Below are 16,638 nucleotides of genomic sequence, written 5' to 3'. Positions count from 1 at the left end.
TCTCTTCGGCAGGCTAGAGGAATTCCCCGGGAATCTCGCCGCGCACCGGCACATTTCCACCCGAGGGGGAGGACTCCACGTCGCCCGATCGTTTCCATGCAGTGAAATATATATTTCAAGTCGGGTGAAAGTCCTGGCTCTGGCGCGAGCGGACAGGCGTAAATCTCCTCAAAAGGGCGCCAACGTGGCTGTGTTCCGAGGGGCGACGCTTGCACCCGATGGCATCCCGGCGCAGTGTTGAAAGATGTCTTTCACGTCCCGAGCGAACTCCGTTGCCGGCCCCGGACGGGTCCCGATCACCGATGTGCGCGTCCTGGGAGCCTTCGCGCACCCCCTGCGCCTTCGCCTGCTGCACCACCTCATGCGCAAGGGACCGGACACCGCGAGCCGCTGCGCAGAGGCGGTCGACGACTCGGCCTCCAACTGCAGCTACCACCTCCGCCTGCTCCACCGGTACGGACTCGTGGAGCGCGTCGAGGCGGAGGACGGCTCCGACGCCCGCGACCGGCCGTGGCGCGCGGTCGCCACCGGTTTCGACTTCCTGCCGGACGGCCAGGGCCCCGAGTCGCTCGCCGCCCACTCGGCGGTCGTCGGGGCCGAGCTGGGCGAACTCACCCGTCTCGTGCGGCACTTCCTCGCCGACTTCGGCTCACTGAGCGTTTTCAGCGTTGTCTCTCCAGGGTGAGGACAGCTTTGGTGATGACGGTCATGCGGTTGGGGCTGATCCGGGACCTGCGGAAGATCTGCCAGGACTTCAGCCGTGCCATGCCGCGTTCGACTGGTGCTCTCGCCGCGGCCAGGGCCCGATTGACGGCGCGCTGGGTGAGGGTGAGTTCACCTCCCGGTGGCCGTTTGAGTCCGGTGGTGACCCAGGGGCCGGCGCCTTGGTAGGCGCGGTCGGCGAGGATGGGGACGCCCTGGCGTTCGCAGATCCGGATGATGCGGTGGGTGCGGGCTGCGGTCAGGTCGTGGGTGCGCCCCGGTAGCGCGGGCGAGATCCACAGGACCTCACCGGCGGGATCGGTGACGACCTGGACGTTCACGCCGTGGCGGCGGTGCTTGGCCGAGTAGTCGGCCCGGCTGTCGCCGACGCGGTCGCACTCGGCGAGGGTCCCGTCCAGCAGGACGAACTCCGGATCGTGCTCGCGGAGAGTCTTGAGCAGGCCCGGGGCCCGTTCGGCGAGCAGGGCGGTCACGGCGGTGACGTACGCGTGGGCGGTGCCGACGGAGATCCCGAAGCCGGAGGCGAGCCGGGTGAGGGTGTCGTGGCGGCGCAGGTACACCAGAGCGATGAGCGCCCGCTGGTACGGCGGGAGTTTGCACCGTCGGTCACCCTCACGGGTGACGATGAGCATCGTGACCCACTCGACGAGGGCATGCGGGAGGTCAAGTGCGGCAGGATAGGGAACCAACAGGGCTCCTGTGCCGATGGGTTGAGACTTCGAACACCTCCCCCAACGGCACGGGAGCTTTGTGCGTTGCGGCCCTCACCTCGACCTCACCGGCGTCACCCGATCGGTGGCCACTCTGAAAAGGCTCACTGGAGGAGCCGTGGCAGCGGGCGGCGGTGTTCGACTCCTACGCACTCGCCCTCACACCGGACGAACTCCTCCACCTGACCTCGGTGATCGATCTGCTGGTACGCCCGTACATCATCGCCAACCGCCGTGACGTGCCGCCCGACGCGGCCGAGATCAGCTTCAGCGTCCAGGCGTTCCGCCGGCCCAAGGAGCAGAGTTGACCCCCGAAGTGCGCCGAAGGAAGCGGACCGCGTCCGCCGGAACCGCCGAGTCCCTGCGGAACTCCGCGAACTCCCCGATACGCAACCCGCGCTTCCGCGCCTTATGGGCGGCCGGGCTGCTCGACGACACGATCGACTGGATGCTGGTCACCGCCATCCCGATCTTCGTCTACCGCATGACCGAGTCGGCGATGACGACGTCCCTCGCCTTCCTGATCGAACTCGCCCCGGGCGTCCTCGTCGGCTCCCTCGCCGGGATCGCCGCGGACCGGTACGACCGCAAGAAGCTGCTGCTCGTCTGCACGCTGCTGCACGCGGCCCTGGCGGCCCTGCTCCTTCCGGTCACCTCCGGCGACCAGCTGTGGCTCGTCTACGCGGTGATCGCGGGGCGCGCGGTGTGCGCGCAGTTCGTCCTGACGTCGAAGAACGCGCTGCTGCCCGACCTCGTGGAGCCCGGGCAGAGCGCGGCGGCCAGCAACCTGGTCGTCCTGAACTCCAACCTCGGCCGCCTGGGCGGCAGTCTGCTCGGCGGCATCGTGGTCGCCGGGGGACTGCGCCCGTTGGCGGCGGGCTCGGTCATCGGCCTGCTCCTGACGGCCGGGGTGGTCAGCCGGATCCGTCGGCCCGAACGCGCGCCGGTCAGGCCCGGGTCGGAGGCGACCGCGACTGGGAGCGCGCCGGCGGGACCGATGTCCACGTCGACGTCCGTGGGCTCGGCGGCCGACGAGAGGGCCCAGCGCGCCGAGGCGACCGACCCTGCGGCTGCCGCGGGCCCCGGCCGGATGTTCCGGCACTGGCGCGAAGGCGTCGCGGTGATCACCGACGACCGCCGCCTACGCGTGTCCTTCCTCGCGGCCATCCTCTGCGCCATAGGCCAGGGCCTGTTCGTCGTCCTGTTCGTCGTCTTCGTCGCCACCACCCTGCACGGAACTGACGCCGAGATCGGCCTGCTGCGCAGCATCCAGGGCATCGGCGGCATCGCGGGCGGCCTGGCGCTGGGCTTCCTGGGCACCCGCGTGCACCCGAGGCCGCTGATCACCTGGGGAGCGCTGTCCTTCTCCGGACTGGCGCTGCTGATCTGGAACGCGCCGATGGTCACCACCGCCTTCGGCGTGTACGTCGCCCTGTTCGCCGTGGTGGGCCTGCCCGGTGGCGTCTACTACGCCGGGGTGCTCGGGATGGTCCAGCAGCGGGTTCCCGCCGACCACGTGGGCCGGGCACTCGGCTCCTTCTACACCGTGTCCAACGGCGCGCAAGCCATCGGCATGGCCCTCGCGGGCCTGCTCGCCGACCGCCTGGGCCCGGTATCGCTGCTGAACGCGCAGGCCGTGCTCTACCTGGCCGCCGGCCTGATGGCCCTGCTCGTACTGGGCGCCCGCAACACCCCGGAGACCCGGGCGACCACCACGCCCCCGCCCCCGCGCAGGCACCGCTGCCCGACCCGCACGGATAGCACCGCAGCCCGTACCGGCACCTGCTGCCGTCCAGCGAGACGCGCACCCGCAGGGCGATCGACGACGGCCCCGGACGCCCCACCCTGGCACCAAAAAGCACGAGGCCCGAAGACCTCGCCCGCTCACCTCGGGAGGGTCATTCAGGAGGAATCGGAGTCAGCTCTGCTCTGATCAGGAGGCACGGGTTGTCGGCCGTGACGCTCGTTTGACGCTCTGGCCGCCCGTAAGCAGGACAGCGAGCCAGGAAAGCGGCTCTGACCTGGGATTTTACGCGAACGACTCAGGCCGGCATCTTTCCGATGACGACCATCGTCGAGGCGTAGACCGCGGCGGCGGTGTGCGCGTCGGTGTCCCGCCCGGTCAGATACGTGGCGAGCAGGCGGGTGGGGAACGGGATCACCGAGACGGCGAGCAGGCGAGGAGGTTCGCGAACAGCGTGCGGCGGCCCACCCGGCGCGCCAGGCCGCCCAGGGCGTGGTGGTGGATCCAGACGAGCCCGATGACGAGGAAGCTGACCAGGCACGCGAAATAGGCCGGCCACTGCCGGGCGAGGGCGTGGGCGAGCGACTCGCCGTGCAGGGCGTCGGGCTCCGGCACCCGCAGATCCAGCGCGAGCAGTGTGATGGCGATGGCGAACACGCCGTCACTGGACGCCTCCAGACGCGCGGTGCTGCAGTCGGCCGCGCTGCGGCGCCCGGAGACGCCCGGCCCGGTGGTCATCACGGCTCCGGTGAGGAAGGGGACGCGGTGGACCTCGGTCCGACCCTTCCCCACCGGGGCACGGCGCAACCACCGCGCCGACGGCCTGTATCGCGCTCCGCCCGACGCCGATGCGGTGAAGTCGCCCTGCGGGGGTACCGGCACAGGACGTGTACATGCCTGCCCGGGAGGGGCCGATGGAAGCGGTGAAGCAGTTGCGGCAGCTCAGGACCGTGTACGCCTGGGGCGCGGCCGCCTGGACCGGGTGTCTGCTGCTCACCTTCGTGGACGAGCGCGGGACGACCCGGCAGACGGTGCTGCTGCTGGTGCTCCTCGCCGCCTTCCTGACCCTGCTGCTGTGGTCGACCTGGTGCCTGTGGGAGTCCGGGGCGCTGCGCGCGGCGAAGCGGCGGCCCGAGACCGCGAGCGGTACGGCACCGCAAGGCGGGGCAGGCGAGAGGTGACCTAGGGAGGATCACCATGACGACGTACGTCATCTCCGTGCCGGGCACGTTCACCGGCGGGGCCGCGCACGACGTGCGGGACGAACTGGTGCGCGCGCTGCGCCCGGTCGACCCGCACCGCACGCACATGGGGGAGCGCGAGGACATCGACATCCTCACCGTTCATGACGACGACACCTTCACCGTCCGCCTCACCGTGGAGGCGGACAGCGGCCCCGAGGCGGAGGGCAAGGGCCGCCGGCTCACGGAGTCCGCGCTGAACGCCGTCGGCCTGGACGACGGCGCGGCACTCTTGGGCCCGGCCGTGGTCACGGGTATCGACACCGGGGCGTGAAGCGGCGAGCGCTCACGCGACCGGCCCGCGCAGGTCACACGTTCGGGTGAACCAGCGCTGCCTGCCGGAGCGGCGTCACCGCCGACCCCGCCGACTCCCGCACCGGCACGTTCCGGGCCACGCGCCGGTCCCACGGCCTGTGGGACAGGGACCGCTGACCACAAAGGACAGCGCCGAGGGCTTCATGGTGCGCACCGGCGACCGCCTGGAGACCCAGGTCCGGCTGCCCGTCGGACTCGGTGCCTGGCCGGCGATCTGGACGTGGCGCGACGGCGGCAACGAGGTGGACGTGTTCGAGTACCACCCGGACAACCCCGACCTGCTGGAGCTCACCCACCCTGTGCGCCCCGGCGGCCGTTACGTCCACGACGACGCCGTCCGCCCCGGCGGGACCGCCGACCTCGCCGTGACGTTCGGCAGACGTGACGTGCTCTGGTGGCTGAACTGCCGCGAGCTCTCCGCCGACGGCCGCGGGGCGGGCTCCCACTGGCACACCTACCTGATCGTCAATCTCTCGGTGTGCGCAGGCCGCTACCACCCCTCGCCCGGACCCACGGCGGACGAGCTGTCGTACGAGGCCCAGAGCCTGCGCGACATCGCCTTGTGCCACCCGCTGGACGCCGCTGCCCTCATGGACGCCTTCGACGCGGTCGTCGTCCGCAACAGCGGCCCCGTGCTGCACTATCAGTAGGAGTACGACGCCGTCCGCGAGCAGGCGCTCGCCCGCGGCACCCGGGTGTACAACCCGCTGACCGGCCGCGGGGACATGGCCGGCAAGCAGTACCTGCTCGAACTCACGGCGGCCGGATTCCCGGTCATCCCCGCCGTCGACCGGCCCGAGGACCTCGCGGAGCTGCCGGACACCGACGGTTACGTGGTCAAGCCGAAGGCGGGTGCGGACTCCATAGGCCTCAGGGCCTTGCCCCGCGCTGCGCTGGACGGCCTGCCCCACGGCGACGTGGTGGTCCAGCCCCGCGTCGACTTCCGCCACGAGGTGCCCTTCTACTATGTCGACCGCGCCTTCCAGTACGCCCTGTACACCCCCGACCCCGAGCGGCGCTGGGTCCTCGAGCCCTACGAGGCGACCGCTGCGGACCTGGACTTCGCCCGCCGCTTCATCGACTGGAACACCCTCGCCCACGGCATCCCGCGGGTGGACGCCTGCCGTACCCGGGAGGGCGACCTGCTGCTGAGGGAGCTGGAGGACCTCAACCCCTCCCTGTCCTGGACCGCGTGGACGAGCCCGTCCGTGACGCCTTCGTCGCCGGCATGCCGGCCTCCCTCCGAAGTTTCCTGGACTGAGGGCGCGCGGCGTCAGCCGGGGAAGCGGCCGGTGGACCGCAGTTCCCAGCGGCGCTCGGCGTACGCGAGGTCGTCGCGCCACAGGCGTCCCGACGCCGCGCGCATCAGCGGACGCAGCAGCGGGGCCGCCCGCCGGGCGACGACGAAGCCACGGCGGTCGGAGGCGGCCAGCACGGCCTCGACGACCGCGGTACGCGGCCGGCCGTGCTCGTCGGCGCCCAGGGGCGTGGCGTGCGTCTCCACGACGGACCCTTCCCCCTCGCCCCGCGTGATGCGCATGACGACGGTGCGCGGCCCGGGAGCGGTGAACACGGCCCGCACCGGCACGACCAGCCGCCCCGCCACCTTGAACGAGACGTCCACGGTGAGGGCGTCGTCACCGTCCTCGGGCGTGCCGACCACGGTGAGGTCGACGAACGAGTACGGGTGGAACCACGCCCCGTGCCACGGGTCCAGGCGGTTGGCCAGCACGTCCTCGGGTTCGCAGACACCGGTGCCGGTGTAGACGGCCGTCAGGGCACGCTCGCGCTCGGGGCGCGGGGGCACGACCGGCGAGTCCGTCGGCGTCTCCCCGCCGGCCGCGTCGAGGCGCACCCACACCAGGACGCCGTCGTCGTGCACCGGTAGCGGCGTCCACCCCGCGTAGGGCCGGCCGTCGAGAGCCAGTCCGTGCCATTGGCACACCAGCGCGCCGCAGCGCACCGGGCTGTCGCGCAGCGGCGCCCCCAGGTGCGGGCACATGCCGGGGCCGCCGACGAGCCGGCCGTCGGCGGTGGGCCAGACGACCACCTCTTCACCCGCGACCGTGCGGGCCAGCGGGCGGTCCCTGCGTACCGCGGCGGACGCGCCGACGACGTACCAGTTCCCCGAGGCACGTGCCTCGGCGCGTTTGAGGGCCTGGGCGATCAGCGCCGGTTTGGCCTCGCGCCAGGTGGGCCGCTGCCGGTCCCATGGCACGGGGCTGCGGCGCAGCGACAGGGGGATGCGGCGGGGGCTCACGCGACCTCCTCCGGGACTGGCCGGCCCGCCGGAACGGGCATGACGTCGGGCAGGGGCGCCGTCACCGGCGGCAGCGGGCGGCGGGCGCGGGCGTGCCACCGCGCGAGGGCCACCCGGGTCAGCCCGTCGGCGGCCACCACGGCACGGTGCCGGCGTGGGACCACCGCACGGCGGTGCAGCACGGCGTACCCGTCCCGGGCGACGGCGTCGAGGATGCCGCTGTACAGGACGAACGCGGTGCGGATGCAGGGGCGTGAGACTGGGTCGAGCATGGCGATCCCCGGCGCCGCCTGGCGGTACACGCCCCGCGTGAGCGCCGCGAACTCCTTCAGAGCGGCGGTGATCCTGCGGTCGCGGCGGCCCGAGTCATGGCTCCAGCGCAGCAGTTCGCGGTCGACGCCGTGGCCGGCGAGCAGGTCGGCCGGCAGGTAGACCCGGCCGCGGTCCAGGTCCTCGCCGACGTCCCGCAGGAAGTTGCTCAGCTGGAAGGCCACCCCGAGCGCTGCCGCGTGCGGTGCGGCCACCTCGCGCGGCACCACCGTGCCGAGGACGGGCAGCATCTGCAGGCCGATGACAGCGGCGGATCCGTGCACGTAGCGGCGCAGGTCGGCGTACGTGGGGTAGTCCGTGACCGTGAGGTCGCAGCGCATCGCGGTCATGAAGTCGCGGAAGTGCGCGGGGTCGATGCCGTAGCGGCGGGCGGTGTCGGCGAGGGCGAGGACCACCGGTTCGTCGCTGCGAGCGCCGCCCAGCCCCGCGGCCAGGGCCTGGTCGAGCCGTGTCAGCGCCTCGAGGCGGGCGGCGGTGTTCGCGGCGGGATCGAGCGAGTCGACGATGTCGTCGGCCCAGCGCGCGAACCCGTAGAGGGCGTGGACGGCGGGCCTGCGCTCGACGGGCAGCAGCCGGGTGGCGAGGAAGTACGTCTTGCCGTGCCGCGCGTTCAGGGTGCGGCAGCGCCGGTACGCGGCGCGCAGCACCGGGTCGCCGATGCCCGCCGCGTCCAGTTCCCTGTCGGTCATACGGTGGTCTCCTTCGGCGGGGCCGGGTGGGTGCCGGCGGGGATGCGGTCCGGTCGTCCGGTGACGCGGGCGGCGGCGAGCTTCCCCGACACGAGTACGGTCGGCACGCCGACGCCCGGGGTGGTGCCGCAGCCGGCGAGGACGGCGTTCTCGGTGCCGCGCACCAGGTTGCGGGGCCGGAACGGGCCGGTCTGGGCGAAGGTGTGGGCCGCGGAGAAGGGCGTACCGGCGGCGTGGCCCTGCGCCTGCCAGGCGGCCGGGGTGACCAGGCACTCCTCCTCGATCGCGTCCCCGATGCCGTGCAGGCCGCGCCGCTCCAGCTCCCGCAGCAGCGTCGCCCGGTAGCGGGGGGCGAGGTCGCCCCACGCGGCGGCGCCCGGGCCGATGTCGGTGTTGGGGCAGGGCGCGAGGATGTAGTGCAGGTGGCGGCCCGGCGGAGCCAGCCCGGGATCGGTCGCGGTGGGACGGGTGACCAGCAGGGACGGATCGCTCATCAGCCGCCCGGTGCGCGTCAGTTCGTCGAAGGTGCCGCTCCAGGCGGCCCCGAACGACAGCGTGTGGTGGGCGAGTTGCGGCCATGTACGGTCGGTGCCGGCGTGCAGGACGACGGCGGACGGGGAGTGCCGCAGCCGCACCGGGCGCCGGGGCCGGTGGCCGAGCAGGCGGTAGGCGACGGGCAGGTCCGGGGTGAGGACGACCGCGTCGCAGGGGATGCGGTCCTCGTCGGTGACGACCGCGGTGACCCGCGCGCCGGACCGCTCCAGCCGGGTCACCTGCCGGCCGAACCGCAGCTCGGCACCCGCGTCGGCGGCGGCGTCCGCCATCGCCTGCGGCAGCGCGTGCATCCCGCCGCGCGGGAAGTAGACCCCGGCGACGGTGTCCATGTAGGCGATCACGGCGTACGCGGCCAGCGCCCGCGCCGGCGGCACACCGGCGTACAGCGCCTGGAAGGAGAAGACCCGCCGCAGCCGCTCGTCGTCCAGGAAACGGCCGATCCGGGCGTCCAGGCGGCCGAAGCCGCCGAGCGCCGCCAGCCGGGCCAGGTCGGCGTTGACCAGCCCGAGGGGCGAGTCGAAGTTCGCGTCGATGAACCGGCCCATCTGCGCCCGGTACAGCCGCTCCAGCCAGGTCCGCAGCCGCCGGTACCCGGCCGCCTCATGGGCTCCGGCGAAGCGTTCCACCTCCGCCGACATGGCGTCCACGTCGGTGTGCACGTCCAGCGTGCTGCTGTCCGCGAAGCAGGCCCGGTACGCCGGATGCAGGGCGATCAGCTCCACCCGCCGGTACAGGCTGTCGCCGACGGCGGCGAACGCCTCGTCGGCCAGGTCCGGCATGGTCAGCACGGTGGGACCGGTGTCGATCCGGTAACCGCCGAGTTCGAGGCGTCCGGCCCGGCCGCCGGGCAGCGCATCCCGTTCCACGACCGTGACCCGGCGCCCGGCGCCCAGCAGATGGAGGGCGGCCGACAGCCCCGCGAGGCCGGCCCCCACGACCACGACGTGGTCCGTACGACCGGGCAGTCGGCGTGTCATCGTCCGCTCTCCCGCCCGCCGAGGCCCGGCGCCCGAGCCGGACCGGGTCCGCCCCCGGCGGCCCGGCACAGCAGGGCCCGCAACCGGCTTCCGGCCTCGGCGTCGAGCGACGCGCCGTCGAAGTGCCGCAGCCCCCGCTCCACCAGGCGGGCGACCTTCGCCCCGACCACGGTCCGGGCACCGGTCGCCTCCAGCACCGCCCGCACCTCCGCGAGGCCCGCGTCCGTCAGGCCGGTGTCCCCGAGCGACCTGTCCAGCACCTCCAGAGCGCGCTCGTCGCCGGCTGCCGCCGCCCGCGCCCGGGCCAGCGCCGTCAGATACGTCGGCTTGCCCTCACGGATGTCCGAGCCCCCGCTCTTCCCGGTCCGCCCGGGATCCCCGAAGACGTCGTCCAGGTCGTCGCGCAGCTGGAACGCCATGCCGACACAGCGCCCCGCGGCGTCCAGCGCGCCCACCGTCCTTTCGTCGGCGCCCGCGAGTGAGGCACCCAGCGCCAGGGGGCGGGCCACGGAGTACAGGGCGCTCTTGAGGCATGCGGTGTGCAGAGCGCGCGGCAGCGCCTGTGCGGAGGTCACCTGGTCGTGCACGTCCAGGTACTGGCCCGCGACCATCTCCGTGCGCATGTCGCTCCACAGTCGCCGCACCGGCCGTACCGCAGTCGCGGGGAGGACCGTCTCGGCGACCAGATCGTCCGCCCAGGCGAGGGCCAGATCGCCGGCCAGGATGCCGGCCGCTTCCCCGAAGCGTCCGGCGCGCCCGGCGGGGGCCGAACCGGCGTACCGGGCGCGCAGCTCCTGGTGCAGCGCGGGCCGGCCTCGCCGCAGCAGCGCACCGTCCATGACGTCGTCGTGCACCAGGGCGCAGGTCTGCAGCAGTTCCAGCGCTGCGCCGATGCGCAGGGCCGCCGCGATGCTCGCCCGGTCCTCGCCGCCGCACGCGCGCAGCGACCACCACAGCAGTTGCGACCTGGTGCGTTTGCCGCCGACCCGGGTGAAGTCCGCGACACCGGCCGCGAGGTCCGTGGCGAACTGCTCGTCGACGGCGTGCGCGCGGGCGACGCGCTCGGTGAGGACTCCGTCGAGGACACGTCCGACGGCGGCGGGCACGTCGGCGTCGACCTGGCGCGCGTCACTGGTCTCAGCCGGGCAGACGGCACCCGCCCGGCTCGTGTGCCCGTGGCCGTCCGACTCGTCCGCGCGCGTCCGTCCGGGCGATCCCGGCACCGGAAGCAGGCGCGGGACGGGCGGCGGCGCGGCGCCGTGGTGTTCCTTCGCCTGTGTGGGGCTCATCCCGCTTCCTCTCGTCGTGATCGCGATGCACTCGTCGGCACATGCTTCGGAGCGTCCGCCGGGTCCGGATGCGCAGGCGGCCGGCGAGGTGGGCGCCGGTGGCCGCGCGATGTCCTTTCCCCGTCCGTCACCGGGGGAACGGCGGAGCACCGCAGACGAGTGACCCGCATCCGTTCGGGCACACGGGCGGGAACACCGGAAGGCGAGGGGTCGGGCCCACGGCCCGGTCCACTGGCACGCGGGCGAGCGGGACATGGTCAGGAGGAGGCGTGGTGTTGGAGGCGGAGGTGGCGGTGGTCGGCGCCGGGGCCGCGGGCCTCTCCCTTGCCCACCGCCTGAGTGGGCACGTGCCGGGACTGCGGACGCCGTCCGTGATCCTGCTGGACGCCCCGCCCGGCCCGCTGCGCCCGACGAGCCGCACCTGGTGCTTCTGGGAGCGCGGCCGGGGGCGGTTCGACACCGCGGTCTCGGCGTGCTGGGAGCGGCTGCGGGTGCGTCCCCCCGCGGGCGACCCGATCGAGGACGGCATCGCCCCGCTGCGCTACAAGAGGATCCGCTCCGACGACTTCGAGGACCTGGTCGGCCGGGACCTCGCGCACAGCCCCAACGTGCGCCGGCTCCAGGCCACCGTGGAGACGGTGGAGGACGTCACCGGTGGCGCCCGCGTGTACCTGCGGGACACCGACGGCACCCGCCGCGTCCTGCACACCCGCTGGGTCCTCGACTCCCGCCCACTGGGCAGCCTGCCGGCCGCGCGCACCACCCTGCTCCAGCACTTCCACGGCTGGTTCGTCCGCACGGCCCGGCCGGTCTTCGACCCCGGCGTCGCCGACCTGATGGACTTCCGCACCCCCCAGCCCGCCGACGGCCTCTCCTTCGGCTACGTCCTGCCCACCGGACCGCACGAGGCGCTCGTCGAGTACACCGAGTTCTCACCGCGGACCCTGACCGCGAGCGGCTACGAGGCGGCGGTACGGCACTACGCCGACGACGTCCTGCGCCTCGGCGCGGGGGAGGTCCTCGCCACCGAGACCGGCGTCATCCCGATGACGGACGCCCCGATCGCCCGGCAGACCGGCGCGTCCGTCTTCCGTATCGGCGCCGCCGGGGGCGCCACCCGCCCCGCCACCGGATACACCTTCGCAGGTCTGCAACGCCAGACGCGGGCCGTCGCCGCCGCCTTGCGCGAAGGGCGCCGCCCCATGCCGCCGTCCGCCCACTCCGTGCGCTCCCGCGCCATGGACGCCGTACTGCTGCGCGCCCTGGCGAGCGGCCGGGTCGACGGTCCGGCGCTGTTCAGCGGGTTGTTCGCCCGGGTGCCCATGGCCCGGCTGCTGCGCTTCCTCGACGGGGACACCCGCCTGCACGAGGACCTCGCCATCGGCCTGCGCACCCCGATCCGCCCGATGCTCCACTCGGCCCTGGAACTGCCCTCCCTGCCCCGCCGCCCCTGCGACTGACGCCCCGACACCCGCCCCTCCCTTCCGCCTCTGGAGACCGCATGACCCTGCTGCGCGACGAGGACCTCGCCGCCGCCTTCGACCACGCCTCCCGCAGCTACGACACGCTGGTGGCCGCGAACCCCGGCTACCACGCCCATCTACGGCGCTCGGTACGCCGGCTCGGCCTGCCCGGGCACGGTGAGGGGCTGCGCCTGCTCGACCTCGGCTGCGGCACCGGCGCCTCGACCGCCGCGCTGCGCTCCGCCCTGCCGGCCGCGGACATCACGGCCGTGGACGCCTCCGCCGGCATGCTGGAGCGGGCCGCCGCCAAGCCCTGGGCGGACGGCGTGACATTCGTCCACGCGCCGGCGGAACGGCTGGCCGAAGCGGGCGTCAAGGGCCCGTTCGACGCGGTCTTCGCCGCCTACCTGCTGCGCAACGTCGACGACCCCGACGCAGTGCTGGCCGCCGTGCGCGAGCTGCTGGCGCCCGGCGGACGGCTCGGCGTGCACGAGTACACCCTCAGCGGAAGGGCCTTGGACCGCGCGGTGTGGACCCTGGTGTGCCGTGGTGTCGTCCAGCCCGCGGGGGCGGCCCTCGGCGACCGCGCCCTCTACCGTCATCTGTGGCGCAGCGTCGTCGATTTCGACACCGCCGGCCGTTTCGCGGACCGGCTGCGCACGGCCGGCTTCGACCACGTAAGGGCCCTGCCGCTGCCGGGCTGGCAGACCGGCATCACCCACACCTTCGTCGCACGTCGCCCGAAGGACACGCGATGATCGGCGACCACCGGCCGACCGGGGCCGCGGCGGTGGACGGCGACCGCAGGGCGACCGGGGGTCCGGCGGCGGCCGAGGGCCGCGCCGTGCCCGGCGACCGTCCGGCGGGCGCCCGGCGCGGGCGGGACCGGCGGGCCCGGGTCGTGCCCGGCCCCCAGGGCAGGCGGCGCGCCGACGGCGCCCGCCCCACCGCGGCGGTCGTCGGCGGCGGCATTGCCGGGCTGGCGGCGGCCACGGCACTGGCCGAGCGCGGCGTGGCCGTCACCCTCTACGAGCGGCAGCCCTACCTCGGCGGCCGCGTCGGCGGCTGGCCCACCCGTCTGCCGGACGGCACCCCGGTGACGATGAGCCGGGGCTTCCACGCCTTCTTCCGTCAGTACTACAACCTGCGCGGACTGCTGCGCCGTACCGACCCCGCGCTGGAGCGGCTCACGGGTCTGCCGGACTACCCGCTGCTGCACGCCGGCGGGGCCCGGGACGGCTTCCGGCGCATCCCGCGCACCCCGCCCTTCAGCGCCCTCGGCTTCGCCCTGCTCAGCCCGTCCTTCGGGCTGCGCGACCTGCGCGCCCTGGACCCGGTGGCGGCACTGCCCCTGTTCGACGTGCGCGTCCCCGACGTGTACACGCGTCTGGACGGCATCAGCGCCCATGACTTCCTCGACGCCGTCCGCTTCCCTGACCAGGCCCGTCATCTGGCCTTCGAGGTGTTCTCCCGCAGCTTCTTCGCCGATCCGCGCCGGCTGTCCGCGGCCGAGCTGGCGCTGATGTTCCACATCTACTTCCTCGGCTCCGCCGAGGGCCTGCTGTTCGACGTGCCCCGGGCACCCTTCCCGGCCGCCCTGTGGAACCCCCTCGCCGACTACCTCAGGGGGCACGGCACCGTGGTGCGCACGGGCACACCCGTCGACCACGTGGCACCCCACAGAAACGGCGGCTACAGGATCACCACCGACCAGGACGAGACCCACCACGACGGCGTCGTCCTCGCTCTGGACACCACCGGACTGCGCTCCCTCGTCGCCCGCTCGGACCGCCTGGGCGACGCCCCCTGGCGTGAGCGGATCGCACGGCTGCGCACCGCCCCGCCGTTCCTCGTCACCCGCCTGTGGCTGGACCGGCCCGTCGCCGCTGACCGGCCGGGCTTCCTGGGCACCAGCGGGTTCGGCACCCTGGACAACATCAGCGTCCTGGAACGCTGGGAGGACGAGGCCGCCCGCTGGGCCACGCGCACCGGAGGATCGGTCGTGGAACTCCACGCCTACGCGGTACCGTCCGACGCACCCCGCGACGTCGAGGAGAAGCGCCTCGTCGAGCAACTGCACCGGGTCTACCCGGAGACACGGGCGGCCACGGTCGTCGACAGCCGCCACGAATGGCGCGAGGACTGCCCGCTGTTCCCCGTGGGCGGCTACCTTGACCGCCCCACCGTGCGCACCCCCGACCCGCGCCTGACGGTAGCAGGCGACCTGGTGCGCACCGACCTCCCCGTGGCGCTGATGGAACGGGCGGCGACGACCGGCTTCCAGGCCGCCAACACTCTGCTGGAGCAATGGGGTCTGCGGGGCCAGACCCTGTGGACCGTCCCGGACCGCGGCCGCAACGCGGTCTTGCGGGGGCTGGCGCGGTGGGTGAGCGGATGAGGGAGGCCCGCAGAGGGGCAGGAAGAAGTCCGGTCGGGAAGAGGGTTGCAGGGTCCGCTCCCGTGGGAACGGAGGACTCGTCTTGCACGACGTCGTCCGGGCCACGCCCGGCCTGGGTGACGCGGCGGCCGACACCTTCGGCGGGCACACACTGCTCGCGCCGGCCGAGTGGCCGCCGGTCGGCGAAGTATGGCTGGGGGGCGGTCCACCGCTCCGTCGTCCTCGCGGCCCGGGTGCTCGCGCCGCCGGACGACGAGCCGTGGGACCGGCTCTGGGCGGCGATGCGCGACCTCGCCGGCGTCCAGGGGGGCGACCATGTGCGACGGGTCGTCTGGTCCGGATGACGGCCCGGCCCGGCCGCCCTCAGTCCGCCGACCGGGCAGCGTGGGCGCGTACATCGCCGCCCCGGCTCCTGAGCGGCACGCCCGCTTCACCGAGCACACGGTGCACGAAGCCGTACGAGCGGCCGTGAGCCTCCGCTATCACGCGGATCGAGCGCCCCTCCTCGTACTCCTTCTTCATCACTTCGGCCAGCTCCCTGCGCGCCGTACCCGTGATCCACTTCCGCTTGTCCACGACGATCTCCTCTCGCGACGTCGGATGTGATCACCGGCTGCCCGACTCGCCGCGATCCATGTCGCCGATCCGGCGTCCGCTCCCGGCTAGAACGCGTACCTGATCCGCAGCCAGGGCGCGTGCGTGGCAACGAGCCTGCGCAGGGCGTCCACCGCCTCCGCCTTGACACCGTTGCGGTAACGGACGTTCAGGGCCCCGTTCTGCGAGCGCTTGGCCTGCTGGAGGCCGGGCTGCCACAGCAGTTCCTCGCCGCGGGGGTGCCATCCGAGGTTGACCTCGTGCAGGTCCTCGTTGTGGGTCAGCATGATCACCTCGGCCGCCGCCTGCCGCTTGACCGGATCAGGCAGCACATCGTCGAGGTGTCTCAGCAGCTCGGCCCATGCCTCCTGCCAGCCGGGGCGCAACACGACGGGGGAGAGGTTGAAGTGCACCTCGTAGCCGGCCTCCAGGAAGTCCCCGGCGGCCGCGACGCGGTCGGCGACCGGCGAGGTGCGCAGGTCCAGGAGGCGGGAGTCCTCCGCCGGCATCAGGGAGAACCGGATCCGGGTACGGCCGCGCGGGTCGCAGTCGAGCAGATCGGGATTGACGAACTTGGTCGCGAAGGATGCCTTGGCCGTGGGCCAGTGCCGGAAGGCGTGCACCAGATCGGCGGTGTTGTCGCAGATCAGGGCGTCCACCGAGCAGTCGCCGTTCTCCCCGATGTCGTAGACCCAGGCCGTGTCGTCACACTGGTTCGGCTCGGGCTTCCTGCCCTGGCGTGCGATGTGCCGGCCGAGGTGCGCGATGATCCGGTCGATGTTGGTGAAGACGGTGATCGGATTGGCGTACCCCTTGCGGCGCGGCACATAGCAGTACGCGCACGCCATCGCGCAGCCGTTGGAGGGCCCCGGCGCGATCCAGTCGGCCGAGCGGCCGTTGGGACGGGTGGTCAGGGTCTTCTTCTCGCCGAGGACCAGGGTCTCGCCCTTGACGCGGATCCAGCGCTCGACGTTGCCCTCGTTGCCGTGCAGCCCGGGGATGCCCCAGTGGGACGCCACCTCGATCAGACGGGCCTGCGGGAACCGGTCCAGGATCTGCCGGCCACGGGGCGAGGCGGCGGCGGCCGGCTCGGCGTAGATCTCCCGCACGGGCAGCAGCCGACGGGCCTTGGCACTGGCACGGAACGCGGGGCCCCCCGAACCCCGGCCGCGGTCGGGCTGCGCGGCGCCGGGTGCGCCCAGGGCCTCCAGGCCGAACAGGGCGTCGGAGCCGTCGTCCGCTGCGGCGTGCGTCATCCAAGGGCTCCGGGAAGTGGCTCGGCCGTTGCGGTGCGTGTGTGTCGGTGCTGGTCGGGTCCACTGTAGGACGCTCACGCGCCTGGCGCGGCGG

16 protein-coding genes and 1 pseudogene are annotated in these 16,638 nt (G+C 73.5%); 9 read left to right on the top strand and 8 right to left on the bottom strand.

The annotated features are described in order from the left end of the window. Positions 1–244: 244 nt before the first annotated feature. Positions 245–685, top strand: coding sequence for a winged helix-turn-helix domain-containing protein (locus ACZ5CZ_RS29935; RefSeq protein WP_468947408.1), 441 nt, complete (start codon positions 245–247; stop codon positions 683–685). On the opposite strand, the gene ACZ5CZ_RS29930 is transcribed toward ACZ5CZ_RS29935, so the two are convergent. Continuing rightward, complete coding sequence (locus tag ACZ5CZ_RS29930; protein ID WP_385847403.1) at positions 663–1,412, bottom strand: transposase family protein; 750 nt, start codon at positions 1,410–1,412, stop codon at positions 663–665. The two genes, ACZ5CZ_RS29935 and ACZ5CZ_RS29930, sit on opposite strands and share 23 nt — an antisense overlap. Positions 1,413–1,567: 155 nt before the next feature. Between ACZ5CZ_RS29930 and ACZ5CZ_RS29925 the strand changes: the two genes are divergently transcribed. Both ACZ5CZ_RS29925 and ACZ5CZ_RS29920 read left to right on the top strand, forming a co-directional pair. Then, positions 1,568–1,741 carry a hypothetical protein gene (locus ACZ5CZ_RS29925; protein WP_468947406.1) on the top strand — a complete coding sequence of 58 codons (174 nt, stop codon included), beginning with the start codon at positions 1,568–1,570 and terminating at the stop codon, positions 1,739–1,741. After that, a complete protein-coding gene (locus tag ACZ5CZ_RS29920) occupies positions 1,738–3,366 on the top strand; it encodes an MFS transporter (protein WP_468947404.1) in 1,629 nt (542 codons plus the stop codon). Before ACZ5CZ_RS29925 ends, ACZ5CZ_RS29920 begins: the two co-directional genes overlap by 4 nt. A 225-nt stretch (positions 3,367–3,591) precedes the next feature. Here ACZ5CZ_RS29920 and ACZ5CZ_RS29915 read toward each other — a convergent pair whose 3' ends face one another. After that, positions 3,592–3,915, bottom strand: a complete 324-nt coding sequence (locus tag ACZ5CZ_RS29915; RefSeq protein WP_468947402.1) for a TMEM175 family protein — start codon at positions 3,913–3,915, stop codon at positions 3,592–3,594. Between the two features lie 176 nt (positions 3,916–4,091). Here ACZ5CZ_RS29915 and ACZ5CZ_RS29910 point away from each other — a divergent pair, with 176 nt between their 5' ends. From ACZ5CZ_RS29910 to ACZ5CZ_RS29900, 3 genes and pseudogenes are all read left to right on the top strand, one after another. Next, positions 4,092–4,358, top strand: coding sequence for a hypothetical protein (locus ACZ5CZ_RS29910; RefSeq protein WP_385847553.1), 267 nt, complete (start codon positions 4,092–4,094; stop codon positions 4,356–4,358). A 16-nt stretch (positions 4,359–4,374) separates the two neighbouring features. After that, positions 4,375–4,692 carry a hypothetical protein gene (locus ACZ5CZ_RS29905; RefSeq protein WP_468947400.1) on the top strand — a complete coding sequence of 106 codons (318 nt, stop codon included), beginning with the start codon at positions 4,375–4,377 and terminating at the stop codon, positions 4,690–4,692. 565 nt (positions 4,693–5,257) lie between these two features. Beyond that, positions 5,258–5,994, top strand: a pseudogene (locus tag ACZ5CZ_RS29900) (ATP-grasp domain-containing protein). 12 nt (positions 5,995–6,006) lie between these two features. Here ACZ5CZ_RS29900 and ACZ5CZ_RS29895 read toward each other — a convergent pair. Genes ACZ5CZ_RS29895 through ACZ5CZ_RS29880 form a run of 4 tightly spaced genes read right to left on the bottom strand, consistent with a single transcriptional unit; the run spans position 6,007 to position 10,833 of the window. Further along, the gene (locus ACZ5CZ_RS29895; RefSeq protein WP_385847550.1) at positions 6,007–6,993 is read right to left on the bottom strand and encodes a DUF5914 domain-containing protein; all 987 of its coding nucleotides are present in this window, start codon (positions 6,991–6,993) and stop codon (positions 6,007–6,009) included. After that, a complete protein-coding gene (locus ACZ5CZ_RS29890; protein ID WP_385847549.1) occupies positions 6,990–8,012 on the bottom strand; it encodes a phytoene/squalene synthase family protein in 1,023 nt (340 codons plus the stop codon). The genes ACZ5CZ_RS29895 and ACZ5CZ_RS29890 overlap by 4 nt, the downstream gene beginning before the upstream one ends. Beyond that, positions 8,009–9,544, bottom strand: a complete 1,536-nt coding sequence (locus ACZ5CZ_RS29885; protein WP_468947398.1) for a phytoene desaturase — start codon at positions 9,542–9,544, stop codon at positions 8,009–8,011. The genes ACZ5CZ_RS29890 and ACZ5CZ_RS29885 overlap by 4 nt, the downstream gene beginning before the upstream one ends. Next, on the bottom strand, positions 9,541–10,833 hold the full coding sequence (locus ACZ5CZ_RS29880) for a polyprenyl synthetase family protein (RefSeq protein ID WP_468947396.1): 1,293 nt from the start codon (positions 10,831–10,833) through the stop codon (positions 9,541–9,543). Before ACZ5CZ_RS29880 ends, ACZ5CZ_RS29885 begins: the two co-directional genes overlap by 4 nt. A 272-nt stretch (positions 10,834–11,105) precedes the next feature. On the opposite strand from ACZ5CZ_RS29880, the gene ACZ5CZ_RS29875 reads away from it, so the two are divergent. From ACZ5CZ_RS29875 to ACZ5CZ_RS29865, 3 genes are read left to right on the top strand one after another with little or no spacing between them, the layout of a single operon-like run. Then, positions 11,106–12,293 carry a lycopene cyclase family protein gene (locus tag ACZ5CZ_RS29875; RefSeq protein WP_468947500.1) on the top strand — a complete coding sequence of 396 codons (1,188 nt, stop codon included), beginning with the start codon at positions 11,106–11,108 and terminating at the stop codon, positions 12,291–12,293. A gap of 41 nt (positions 12,294–12,334) precedes the next feature. Continuing rightward, a complete protein-coding gene (locus tag ACZ5CZ_RS29870) occupies positions 12,335–13,054 on the top strand; it encodes a class I SAM-dependent methyltransferase (protein ID WP_385847545.1) in 720 nt (239 codons plus the stop codon). After that, positions 13,051–14,694: an FAD-dependent oxidoreductase gene (locus ACZ5CZ_RS29865; protein ID WP_468947394.1), complete on the top strand. Its 1,644-nt coding sequence runs from the start codon at positions 13,051–13,053 to the stop codon at positions 14,692–14,694. Before ACZ5CZ_RS29870 ends, ACZ5CZ_RS29865 begins: the two co-directional genes overlap by 4 nt. A 363-nt stretch (positions 14,695–15,057) precedes the next feature. Here the strand turns inward: ACZ5CZ_RS29865 and ACZ5CZ_RS29860 are convergent, their stop codons facing one another. Beyond that, on the bottom strand, positions 15,058–15,270 hold the full coding sequence (locus tag ACZ5CZ_RS29860) for a helix-turn-helix domain-containing protein (protein ID WP_385848287.1): 213 nt from the start codon (positions 15,268–15,270) through the stop codon (positions 15,058–15,060). A gap of 86 nt (positions 15,271–15,356) precedes the next feature. Beyond that, a complete protein-coding gene (locus ACZ5CZ_RS29855; RefSeq protein ID WP_385848289.1) occupies positions 15,357–16,544 on the bottom strand; it encodes a spore photoproduct lyase family protein in 1,188 nt (395 codons plus the stop codon). Positions 16,545–16,638: the final 94 nt, after the last annotated feature.

It is taken from the genome of Streptomyces sp. NPDC031418, from assembly GCF_055581605.1.
This window is presented reverse-complemented; position numbering and strand designations above follow the sequence as displayed.

Bases quoted from the DNA above. Each gene is read 5' to 3' on its own strand.
- ACZ5CZ_RS29935 (WP_468947408.1), top strand. From the start codon at position 245: ATGTCTTTCACGTCCCGAGCGAACTCCGTTGCCGGCCCCGGACGGGTC.
- ACZ5CZ_RS29915 (WP_468947402.1), bottom strand. From the start codon at position 3,915: ATGACCACCGGGCCGGGCGTCTCCGGGCGCCGCAGCGCGGCCGACTGC.
- ACZ5CZ_RS29910 (WP_385847553.1), top strand. From the start codon at position 4,092: ATGGAAGCGGTGAAGCAGTTGCGGCAGCTCAGGACCGTGTACGCCTGG.
- ACZ5CZ_RS29905 (WP_468947400.1), top strand. From the start codon at position 4,375: ATGACGACGTACGTCATCTCCGTGCCGGGCACGTTCACCGGCGGGGCC.
- ACZ5CZ_RS29890 (WP_385847549.1), bottom strand. From the start codon at position 8,012: ATGACCGACAGGGAACTGGACGCGGCGGGCATCGGCGACCCGGTGCTG.
- ACZ5CZ_RS29885 (WP_468947398.1), bottom strand. From the start codon at position 9,544: ATGACACGCCGACTGCCCGGTCGTACGGACCACGTCGTGGTCGTGGGG.
- ACZ5CZ_RS29880 (WP_468947396.1), bottom strand. From the start codon at position 10,833: ATGAGCCCCACACAGGCGAAGGAACACCACGGCGCCGCGCCGCCGCCC.
- ACZ5CZ_RS29870 (WP_385847545.1), top strand. From the start codon at position 12,335: ATGACCCTGCTGCGCGACGAGGACCTCGCCGCCGCCTTCGACCACGCC.
- ACZ5CZ_RS29865 (WP_468947394.1), top strand. From the start codon at position 13,051: ATGATCGGCGACCACCGGCCGACCGGGGCCGCGGCGGTGGACGGCGAC.
- ACZ5CZ_RS29855 (WP_385848289.1), bottom strand. From the start codon at position 16,544: ATGACGCACGCCGCAGCGGACGACGGCTCCGACGCCCTGTTCGGCCTG.